The following is a 10,079-nucleotide window of genomic DNA, read 5'->3' on the forward strand; positions in this document are numbered from 1 at the left end:
TAAGACCTCAACGAGAGTCCTCTCGGACGGGGCGGTCGTCGGCGAAACAGGAAAACCCGAGGGCGACCAAGGGAACCCCCGTCCTCCAGGACCGGGACGATGTCAAGCTCTCTCTCCACGTTCCTTCACGGTTTCGCGGGACTGCCGGTACCCCCACCGACCGACGTGTGCGGGCCGGCGGGGTGAGCCGGTCATGACGGTGCGGCGTACGCGAACGCCCGCGCGGGGTTCGCGACCGTCATCCGGTGGATGTCCTCCTCGGACACCCCCCGCTGGCGCAGCATGGGCAGGAAGTTCTCGATCACGTTGGCGTAGCCCACCCCGCCGTACGCGGCCAACTGGCCCAGTTCGCAGATGTCGTTGGAGAGCATCAGCTGACCGGCCAGGCCCAGTGCGCACAGTTCGGCGACGTTGTCGGCCCGGAACTCCAGCGGTGCGTACCCCTGCACGAACGCCAGGTTGTCGATGTTGAGCCAGGCGCCCCGTTCGGCGATCGGCAGCCACCAGCGGACCCCGCGTCGGTCGCCGAGGTGCGACACGATCACGTGCGCCGGGTCGACCTGCTCCTCGGCGAGCAGGTCGAGTTGTTCCAGCGCCAGCTCACCCCAGTGGGTGGTGTGGGTCATGATCGGGCAGCCGGTCCGGCGGTGGGCCCGCCCGGCGGCCCGGAACACCCGTTCCACCGCCGGGCTGATGAACCCGCGTTCGGTGCCGATCTCGCCGATGAACCCGGGCCGGATGCCGCTGCCGTCGACCCCGTCGACGATCTCCGCGACCAACCGTCCGGCCAGGGCCTCGGTGCTGTCGGTCTCGATGTAGTCCGGGTAGACGACCTCCCGGTACCAGCCGGCGCCCATCACCACGTGCACCCCGGAGGCGACGCTGATCCGCTGCAACGCCTCCGGATCCCGCTTCAGCCCGATGTTCGTCGGGTCGCAGATCGTCCCACCGCCGGCTGCGGCGAACCGGCGGGCCTCCTCGATGGCGATCTCCTCGTCGTCGAGGATCGCCTCGTACAGCTGCCGTAGCCCCCACCCGTCGCAGAGCAGGTGGTCGTGGGTGAGGGTGTTGCCCATCTCCCCGGGGTCGATCGGGCCCCGTACGGTCATCACCCGGCCCGTCCACGTTCCCATCGGTACTGTCCCCTCCACTGCGTGCGGCACGGTCACTTCACGCTCCCTGCGGCCAGGCCGGTCACGATGTAGCGCTGGAAGGCCAGTGCGATCAGCACCGGCGGGATGACGGTGAACATCGTCGCGGCGGCCAACGTCGTCCAGGAGAACTGCTGGAGGTTCTGCAGGCCGGCCACGACCGGCGGTACGGTGAGCCCATTGGTCAGCACCAGCGAGTAGAAGAACTCGCTCCACGACTCCAGGAACACCAGCAGCCCGGCCGCGATCAGCCCGGGACGGGCGATCGGCACGACGATGACCAGCAGGCAACGCAGCCGGGACGCGCCGTCGATCTTGGCGGCCTCCTCCAGTTCCCGGGGCACGCTGTCGAAGTAGGTCTTGAGCAGCCACACCGCCAGCGGCAACGTGAACGCGTTGTAGCTGATCACCAGGGCCAGCGAGGTGTTCAGCAACCCCAGATGGCGGAACACGATGAAGAACGGCAGCACGATGGCGATCGCCGGGACCACCCGGGAGGCGAGCAGCAGCAGGTACGTCAGGGTGGAGCCACGGAACTCGTACCGGGAGAACGCGTAGCCCGCCGCACCGCCGATGATCAGGTTGCTGGCCACCACCGCGAACCCGACCAGCAGGCTCCGCCCGATCGCCGGCATCAGCCGGGCGACCGCGTCGGTGCTGGACACGATCCCCCCGTCCTGTCCGGAGGAGAACGGCGCACTGTCGCCGGTGAAGATGGCGATGTAGTTGGCCAGCGTCGGATCCTCCGGCAGCCAGTGGAACGGCACCGACCCGATCTCCGACGGGGTCATGAAGCTGCTCAACGCGGTGAAGTACAGCGGGAACAGGATCCAGACCAGGAACAGCCCGAAGCCGACGTACACCAGCACGCGCCGGAACCACGACGTTTTCATTCCACGGCCTCCGCGATGGCGGTCGAACGGTAGAGCAGCTTGACGAACACGAAGCCCAGGACGAGGGCGATCACGCCGAGTACGACGGCCGTCGCCGAGCCCAGCCCGGTGTTGGTGTAGACGAACAGCTGCTGGTAGAGGTAGATCGACAGCACCGACGTGGCGTCACCCGGCCCGCCCTGGGTGAGCGCCCAGACCGTGTCGAACTGCATGAACCCGAAGATTGTGTTGATGATGACGACCACCACGATCACCGGCCGCAGCCACGGCAGCGTCAGGTGCCGGAACCGCTGCCAGAGGTTGGCGCCGTCGACCATCACCGCCTCGGGCAGTTCCCGGGGGATCGTCTGCAGGCCGGCCAGGATCAGCAGGCCGGTGAACGACGCCTGCCGCCAGGCCCCGGCGAGCACCGCCACGACCAGCGCACCGGTGTTGTCCGACAGCGGTGCCGCGTAGCTGTCGATCAGCCCGAACTCGTAGAGCGCGCCGTTGAGGGCGCCGACCTCACCGTCGACGAACCATTTCCAGATGATCCCGCACATCACCCACGGGCAGGCCCACGGGACGATGAGCAGGCTCCGGGCCAGCCACTGCCCGTGGAAGGTCTCGTTGAGCAGCAGGGCGAAGACCAGACCGAGCAGGGTGGACACGACCAGGAAACCGACCGCGTAGAGCACGGTCGTGGTCAGCGACCCGAGGAACTGCTCGTCGGTGAACAGGGTCCGGAAGTTCGCCAGGCCCGCCCAGCTCTCCTCGCCGGCGAGGTTGACCCGTTGCAGGGAGTACAGGGTGGTCCGTAGGGCCGGCCAGGCCACCAGCCCCAGGACGAGGATGAGCGCGGGCGTGGCCAGCAGCAGCCCGAACCGGGCGTCGGCCCGGCCCTGGACCGACCGGCGTCGGCGGGGCGCCGGCCGGTTGGCCGGTGCCGCTGCGGGTGGGGCCTCTCCGGCAGTCTGCGTCGGCACGTCACTGACCTGCGGCGGCAAGGTTCTTCGCATCCGACGCGAGGGAGTCGACGGTCTCCTTGACCCCGGCCTGGCCGAGCAGCATCGCCTGGATGCGGTCGCCGACCTTGACCTGGAACGACGCGTACCACGGGGTGACCCGGGCGGGTACCACGTCGCTCTGGTTGGCGAACGAGTCCTCCAGCTTGGCCATGTCGTAGTACGACGGCCACGCGGCCAGGAAGTCCTTGTCCTTGAACAGCCCCGGGTACGGCCCGAGCAGGGCCGCCGCCTTCGCCCAGGAGCTGAACGTCGAGTACGCCCCGGACTCGTCCTTCCAGCCGTAGAACTTCAGCAGCTTCCAGGCGTCCTGGGCGCGCTGGCCGCCGGCCTTCGCGCCGAGCTGGATCACCTCGCCGATCTGGAGGGTCTTGCCGCTGGTGCCCGGGCTGCGGTACAGCATCGTGACGTTCTTCGACTCGGGGCCGTCGGTGGTCCGCACGATCTGCAGGAAGTAGTGGTGCAGTTCGAAGAAGGTGGAGTTGCCCTGCGCCATCGCGGTGACGTGTGCCCCGGGGTCGGCGGTGAGGACCTCCTTGGAGGTCAGGCCCTCCTGGTACATGGCCTTCCACCACTCCATGACGCCCAGCGTCCGGGGGTCGTCGGCGAAGGCCGGGGCACCCTTGCCGTCGAACGGGGTGATCCCGTCGCCCAGCAGGTAGACGAGGAAGTACTCCTCCAGGAACTGCTTGGTCCAGTACGCGGCGTACGGGCTGGGCACCCCGGCGGCCTTGAGTTTCTTGCTCTGCTCGTACACCTCCTCCTTGGTGGCCGGAGGAGCGCTGATCCCGTTCTTGCGGAGCTGGTTCTCGTTGTACATCAGCGAGTGCACGGCCGAGAAGTACGGGACGCTGATGATGCGACCGTCGGCGAGGCGGTGCCGGGCCGCCGACGCCGGGAACATGTCGTCGATCAGCTCCTCCACCCCGGGGAAGTCGTTCAGGGTGGCGGCCCAGCCCGCGTCGACGTACTTGGTCGAGGCGTAGGCGAAGTTGTAGAAGACGTCGATCGCCTGGCCGCCCTGCAGCCGCGTCTGCAGCGCGGGTCCGTAGCCGACGTTCGGGATGAGGGACAGGTCCACCGGCACGGTGGACTGGTCCTTGAACTTGGCGAGAAGTGCCCTGATCTGTTCGGGGTACGCCTCCCATGCGGTCATCGACAGCGTGCCGGGAGCGTCGTTGGTCTTCGGCTGGGAGGTGCCACCGCAGGCGGCGAGCAGGGGTACGGAGGGAACGGCGAGACCCGCTGCGAGCGCACCACGCAGCATGCCCCTACGGGAGAGCGACGCGCCGGTCAGGCCTACTCCCGGCCTCGGGTTCTGCTGATCCATGTGATCCTCCGATGCGACCGGGTGGTTCATATATATGAACCTCAGTTCTAAGTTGAGCATTCGTACCAGGTCAGCGAGGTGTGGGCAATACCCGGACACGAAACGGCCGCCGGGAGGAATCCCGGCGGCCGGGTAGCTTTCGTGGGCTTTTGAGGATTTATGTCATGCCTGGATCGTGTGGATAGCGCCAGGTTCGGGGGCGGTGGGCGTCAACGGCGGTCACCGACCTTCCCGCCGGACGGAGGAGTGCGGCCTGCCGGAACATCGGCCCACACCCGCCGTGCGGACGGGGTGACGAGACCGGAGCTGGCCGTCTCCGGCGGTCGCCGCGCCGTCGGTGAGGCGGCCCGCGACGAGGCCGCCTGGTTGGCCGGGCCGCTGCGCCGGGCCGGCTTCACCACCGCCGCCGCAGTGGCCTCGGCCCTCGCCGACGAGTCCGACCGGCGCGGCCGGGACGCGTTCGGCCGGCTCACCGATCCCGACCCGGACCGGTACGCCTGGGCCTGGCTCGCCGCGACCACCCACCTCGCCGCCACCGAACGGGAGCTGATCCGCTCCTCGTGGACCTCCCACCCGGCCGGCTGACCCGCCGGGTCACGGGCGCTGGCGGAGGGCCGGACCGGTGGGTGGCAGACCAGGTGGCCGCAGAACGTGACGAGGGCGCAGCGCGTCCCGGCGCCCCGACCTCGGGCGGGCGCCGGGACGCGGTGGGGGCGGCTGGCGTGAAGACCCTGAGCGGCCCGGGTTGCCGGGCAGGTCACTCGACCAGGTGCCGGTGGGTACGGGTCCAAGGCGGGCGGTACCGGTGCATCCTAGGATGCCCAGGGGGTGTTCCATCCGCCACGGTCGCTGTTTCCGCTCACGGGGTCTGTCCAGGTGGACCTCTACGTCGTAGATCAGCCGGACCGGGTCGCAGACGGACCCAAGCGAACCGATGAACAGTGGGCGTCAACGACCCCGTTCCTCGCCTGGGTCACGACCGAGGACGGCAAGATTGTCGCGGTCGCCCGGGCTCGACCTGCCTCAGTAGTCGTACGCGATTTTCTCGGGCGGCCCGGACGCGACGAACCACCACCAGTGCTCCTCCGGCATGCCCCGCGGGATCGCGTCGGCCGGCAGCGGCGGCACCCTGGTCGCGACGTCACGCATCTCCTCGTCCGTCGCCTCCTCCCAGTCGGAGGCGACCAGTGCCCTCTGCGGCAGGCCGGCGTCCTTGCGCAGGATGTCGACCACGCTGCGGGTGAAGCACGCGTTGTACCAGCCGGTGGCCGTCTCGCTCTCCAGGTCGAGGTCGAACTCGGCGAGGTACCCGGCGAAGTCGCCGCCATGCTCGCCGAGCACGTCACGGACGTGGTCGTAGAACGCCGTGAGCTGCTGCCCGGCCCACTGCGCCGACGGGTCCTGCCGGCGCAGCAGCCACAGCGCCAGCACGGCGGAGAGTGCGTCGCCGAGGGTCGCGGCCCGCGCCTGGTCGTCGTCGCGCGTCTCGGCGAGAAGACCGATGGCGCGGTCGAAGCCGGTGAACCAGCCGTCGACGTCGGAGTCGGGAAAGTCGTATCGCACCATGGTCTGGAACTCCCGTTCAGTTCTGCAAGAAGTTTCCGAAGGTTGCCATGACGACGCGACCGTCGGCACACGCGCGGATGATGACGGTTAGCGTAGTGGGCTTGCCGACGTCACTCGTGGTGTCCACGATGAACCACACCTTCCTCGCGCCGCTGTCCGGTACCGGAAAGAACTGGGCCCGGCCCTCCTTGACCACCCTCTCCGCCGCGGCAAGATAATTCGCGACGAATGCCCGCGCCTCCCGCCGGCTCTTCGGGATCTCGCGGTAGTGCGCCCGGGCGTGGTACGCGGCGGCCGTCGTCGAGCTGAAGGTGAGCTGGCCGGCTTGGGCCCTGATGTGCGCGACCAGTTGGTCGTCGGTGAGGGCCGGGTCGGCCGAGACGCCGGCCCTGTTGAGGGCCTCCACGTTGGCGCGGTCACGGTAGAGGGCACTCTCGGCAGCGCTGGTCGACCCCTGCAGCTCGGCCAGGGCGGTGCGGGCCGGCTCCGCCTTCAACTCTTTCTTCGTCGGCTGCGGCCGGATCCCGGCGGCGACGTCGGCCTCCATCTTCCTCAACGCGGCTTTCCGCTTGTCGGCCCACAGGCTCATGTAGTACTCGAACACGTTCCCGAACTCACCGGGTGCCCCGGCGAGTCCTTGCCTGCGGAATGCGAAGTCGATACCGAGCTTCTGTAGGTCCGCCTTGACGATCTCCGGGGCGCTTCGGGCCTTCCGGACCACGCCGATGGCACGCTCCTCCATGTCCCGGATGAAGTCGTCGATCGAGCCGCAGCCCTGCTGGTACGTCGCGACCGCGGCGGCCTTGCCGCCGTCGCACCCGAGGTTCGTAACCAGCTCGACGAACTCCGCCTTGAGCTCGTTGAGCCGCTGCTGCTGTGCCGGGTCGATTGCCGGCAGCGGGTGCGAGTCCGACGTCCCCGGCCCATCTGCAACCGATTTCCCGTCGGGATCCGGCTTCGTCGCCGGAATTCCCATCACGGCATTGAGCACCTGTGGAAACAGCATGGCGAACGCCGTGTAAGCGGCGAGGCCGACAGCGCTCAGCACCCCAAATGCGACAATGCCGACGGCGGGGACCGGACCGTAACAGCCGGCGAGACCGTCGGCCATGCCGCCACAGTCGATGGGTACGCCGTCGGCCAGCACATTGACTGACGCCACTGCGGACATAGCCTCCCAATCCGAGCGTCGGAACTGGGCCATACGCACGCGGATCCGCGCGACCGCCACCTCGGGTTAAGGTAGGGTAACTCGCCACTGTGGACGGAGGTGCCCGTGCCGGACGAGACCGAGGCCATGAGAGCCCGCCTTCCGCTGCGTGTGATGACGGTCCTCGGCATGTTCGCGGCGGTCGTCGTCCTCGCCTCCGCTGTCGTCCTGGCCGTGTCCTGGCCGACCACCCCACAACGCTCTCCTGCCCTGCCGATCCGGCTCTACGCATATGACCCGGCAACGGCGCACCTCGCCGATCTGCCGCAGGAGAGGTTCCGACAGGGACAGATCCCGGTCGCCACGATCGACGAGGGTGTGGCCGGGGCAGTAGCCGAGGAACCCGCGCGGGCGAGTTGGTACGACGCGTTCGGCCACCGGACCAACAGCGTGGACCTGCCGGATCTCAACGACCTACGGGCCCGTCCGCTGCCGTTGAGCGCCACCTCCGCGGTACCTGCGGGGACATATCAGTTCGTGTTGTTCACCGTCCGTGGGAACCGGGCGGAGGAAGTGCTCGCCTGGATACACGTGAAAATCGAGCGATGACGGAGCCGCCGCAGCCGAGCAGCACCCCACGGGAGGGATCCGGGCTCGGCCTCGCACCGCCACCCCTCCTGGTGATCCGGCCGCTGGTGCCGGATCCGACAGTGCCGGCGGCATACCGGCTCGACCTGCTCGGCGCCGCTCTCACCACCGGTGAGGCGTTGCTGGTGATGATCGCCGTAGCGTCGCTTGTCGGCGTCATCCGGAATGACAACACCGAGGTACGCGTCCTCGGCATGCTCAGCCTCGGGGCCACCGGCATCTCACTGTTCGCCGCCGGTATCGCCGCTGTCGTCGTCGCCATAACCTCAGCCACAGGTGGCTCGCCGCGTCGCCGCTACCTGACCTGGGCCATCTGTGGCGGGGTGGTGTTCGCAGCGCCCACACTCCTGGGTGTGTTCCTCACCCTCCTGGAGGTGGGAATCGCCTGGCGGGGCGCACTGCTGAGCATCCCAACGACCCTGTTCGCGCTGTGGACATTTCGCCGGATGCAACGCAACCGCAAGCCATCGTGGCGACTGGTCGTGGTCGCCTTCGCCTGGGGCCTGTTCGTCGCCGCCTACTTCGCCCAAATGGTCGAGGGCATCCTGCACGTCGTCATCACGGCAGAACTTCTACCCGGCACCGCGACGATCCTCAGTCACGCGGCCGCCGCCGCCGTCCCGGAGGAGGTAGGCAAGGGTGCCGGGGTCCTCGTGATCGTGCTGCTCGCCTGGCGGCACGTTGACGGCATGCTCGGTGGCATCGTCGTCGGCGCCTGCGTCGGCGTCGGCTTTCAGTTCGCCGAATCCATGTCCTATATGACCGGGGACCTCGGTACGGTGCTCTACCAGCACTGGTACCGACAGGTCACCGGGCTTCTGGTCAGCCATGCCACCTACACGGGGATCATCGGCGCCGGCATCGGACTCGCCATGCATGTCAATGACTGGCGACGACGAGCAGTGTGCGCTGGTAGCGGCTTCGTCGTCGCCATCGCGGCCCACCTGATCTGGGACGTCTTCGCAATAGGCCGCCTTTACTGGGAGTCTGACGACTCGCTGCTTCAGCTATTCGTGGTGCAGCCGCTGAACCTCATCGTCCTCAAGGGACCGGCGTTCGCCATACTGCTGCTCCTCATCATCATCGCCTTGCGTCAGGAAACCAGGGCGCTGCACCAGCATCTCCAGGAGGAGGCGCGGGACCCCCGCGGCGCGATCAGCCCGGCCGAGGTGCCCGTACTGGTGAATCCGCCGCTACGCTTCCGGATGCGGCTACAGGCGCTCCTGCGTCGCGACCGCCCGGCCTACACCCGGATGAAGCGTCTGCACTCCGCGCAACTGGACCTGGCGTTCGCCCGATGGGGCCGCGACCGGGGTGACCCGCATCTACCGGAAGCCCAAGAATCGCTGCGGCAGCGAATTCACGAACTGAAGGCAGAATTCCTCTGATCCCGGGCGCGATCGCCAGCCAGCGGTGACCATCGCATGACGTGACCTCTTTCCGTATCGGCTGGCCTCTACAGCCCGCTGAAGACCGGCCTCCTGGTCGTTGATCCGGCCCGTACCGGGCATCTGGCCGCCGATAGTGAGCATGTGTGACACTCCACGGGTGACGATGCCTCCACCGTCTGACCCACCAGACGATCAGGGTATGACTCCACCGGTACCCGGCATGGCCGTGCCGCCGTTGGCGTCGACGAAGCGCAAGAAGCCTCTCATCATCGCCGCCATCGCCGGAGTGCTGGCACTGTGCCTGCTCGGGACCTGCGTAGTCGCGGTCGGCGCGCTAGTCGCCTCCAACATGGACGACGGCCGGCAGCCGAGCGTTGCCGACGGACCCTCTCCCATCTTGGCGCAGACAACATCTCCATCGCCATCCACAGAGGAGACCCATTCCCCACCCGAGGACGACCCGACGACCGAGGAGGCTCCACCACCGCCGCCCGCGAAGATCGGCCAGTGCATCGCCGTCAACGAAGACGGGGACTTCCTGGGGATCGGCAACTGCAACGGCACCAGCGGCACCTATCGGGTGGTTTCGTTGGACTATGGCCAGGGTGAGTGCGCCGACCCCGAGTCTGGGTACATTACGGAGGACGGTTACCGCCTGTGCCTGGAGCTCCACCTGGTACGCAACTACTGCTACAAATTCCCGAAGAACGATGGTTGGATCGTCGCTGCGTCGAAATGTAAGGCAAAGGGCACGGTACACATCATCGACATCGTCCCCGGGGCTTCCAATGGCGCCAGGTGCACGCGGGACTACCGGTGGAACCGCTGGTATCGGTTCACGCATCCGACTGTTGTTTACTGCGTTATGCAGTATTAATTTTAGGTGACTGGTCAGGTGCTCGTCGGCGGGTCGGCTTGACCTGGGTCGTTCGGGTTGGATCATGGT

General features: G+C 67.8%; 10 protein-coding genes. 4 read left to right on the plus strand and 6 right to left on the minus strand.

Annotated elements, in window-relative coordinates:
- Positions 1–191: 191 nt before the first annotated feature.
- The 4 genes from V6U90_RS31430 to V6U90_RS31445 are packed head-to-tail and all read right to left on the minus strand — an operon-like array spanning position 192 to position 4,378.
- On the minus strand, positions 192–1,133 hold the full coding sequence (locus tag V6U90_RS31430) for a phosphotriesterase family protein (RefSeq protein ID WP_334444465.1): 942 nt from the start codon (positions 1,131–1,133) through the stop codon (positions 192–194).
- Positions 1,134–1,165: 32 nt separating this feature from the next.
- Entirely contained in the window at positions 1,166–2,044 is an 879-nt protein-coding gene (locus tag V6U90_RS31435) for a carbohydrate ABC transporter permease (protein ID WP_334444468.1), read from the minus strand.
- Positions 2,041–3,009, minus strand: coding sequence for a carbohydrate ABC transporter permease (locus V6U90_RS31440; RefSeq protein ID WP_334444470.1), 969 nt, complete (start codon positions 3,007–3,009; stop codon positions 2,041–2,043). The genes V6U90_RS31435 and V6U90_RS31440 overlap by 4 nt, the downstream gene beginning before the upstream one ends.
- A 1-nt stretch (position 3,010) precedes the next feature.
- On the minus strand, positions 3,011–4,378 hold the full coding sequence (locus V6U90_RS31445; protein ID WP_334444472.1) for an ABC transporter substrate-binding protein: 1,368 nt from the start codon (positions 4,376–4,378) through the stop codon (positions 3,011–3,013).
- Between the two features lie 291 nt (positions 4,379–4,669).
- Between V6U90_RS31445 and V6U90_RS31450 the strand changes: the two genes are divergently transcribed.
- Complete coding sequence (locus V6U90_RS31450) at positions 4,670–4,963, plus strand: hypothetical protein (protein ID WP_334444474.1); 294 nt, start codon at positions 4,670–4,672, stop codon at positions 4,961–4,963.
- 438 nt (positions 4,964–5,401) lie between these two features.
- On the opposite strand, the gene V6U90_RS31455 is transcribed toward V6U90_RS31450, so the two are convergent.
- Together V6U90_RS31455 and V6U90_RS31460 are read right to left on the minus strand one after the other, a co-directional pair.
- Positions 5,402–5,944 (minus strand): hypothetical protein, encoded by a 543-nt coding sequence (locus V6U90_RS31455; protein ID WP_334444476.1) that lies wholly within the window; start codon positions 5,942–5,944, stop codon positions 5,402–5,404.
- A 16-nt stretch (positions 5,945–5,960) separates the two neighbouring features.
- Positions 5,961–7,175, minus strand: a complete 1,215-nt coding sequence (locus V6U90_RS31460) for a hypothetical protein (protein ID WP_334444478.1) — start codon at positions 7,173–7,175, stop codon at positions 5,961–5,963.
- 45 nt (positions 7,176–7,220) lie between these two features.
- Here V6U90_RS31460 and V6U90_RS31465 point away from each other — a divergent pair, with 45 nt between their 5' ends.
- From V6U90_RS31465 to V6U90_RS31475, 3 genes are all read left to right on the plus strand, one after another.
- Complete coding sequence (locus V6U90_RS31465) at positions 7,221–7,703, plus strand: hypothetical protein (protein ID WP_334444480.1); 483 nt, start codon at positions 7,221–7,223, stop codon at positions 7,701–7,703.
- Positions 7,700–9,130: a PrsW family intramembrane metalloprotease gene (locus V6U90_RS31470; protein WP_334444482.1), complete on the plus strand. Its 1,431-nt coding sequence runs from the start codon at positions 7,700–7,702 to the stop codon at positions 9,128–9,130. The genes V6U90_RS31465 and V6U90_RS31470 overlap by 4 nt, the downstream gene beginning before the upstream one ends.
- 202 nt (positions 9,131–9,332) lie before the next feature.
- Positions 9,333–10,010 carry a hypothetical protein gene (locus tag V6U90_RS31475; RefSeq protein WP_334444484.1) on the plus strand — a complete coding sequence of 226 codons (678 nt, stop codon included), beginning with the start codon at positions 9,333–9,335 and terminating at the stop codon, positions 10,008–10,010.
- The last annotated feature ends 69 nt before the right edge of the window (positions 10,011–10,079 follow it).

The organism is Micromonospora sp. CPCC 206060, from assembly GCF_036906895.1.
GTDB lineage: Bacteria > Actinomycetota > Actinomycetes > Mycobacteriales > Micromonosporaceae > Micromonospora.

Excerpts from the sequence above, each read along its gene's own strand:
- V6U90_RS31445 (WP_334444472.1), bottom strand. The coding sequence starts at position 4,378 with ATGGATCAGCAGAACCCGAGGCCGGGAGTAGGCCTGACCGGCGCGTCG.
- V6U90_RS31455 (WP_334444476.1), bottom strand. The coding sequence starts at position 5,944 with ATGGTGCGATACGACTTTCCCGACTCCGACGTCGACGGCTGGTTCACC.
- V6U90_RS31475 (WP_334444484.1), top strand. The coding sequence starts at position 9,333 with ATGACTCCACCGGTACCCGGCATGGCCGTGCCGCCGTTGGCGTCGACG.
- V6U90_RS31470 (WP_334444482.1), top strand. The coding sequence starts at position 7,700 with ATGACGGAGCCGCCGCAGCCGAGCAGCACCCCACGGGAGGGATCCGGG.
- V6U90_RS31430 (WP_334444465.1), bottom strand. The coding sequence starts at position 1,133 with ATGGGAACGTGGACGGGCCGGGTGATGACCGTACGGGGCCCGATCGAC.
- V6U90_RS31435 (WP_334444468.1), bottom strand. The coding sequence starts at position 2,044 with ATGAAAACGTCGTGGTTCCGGCGCGTGCTGGTGTACGTCGGCTTCGGG.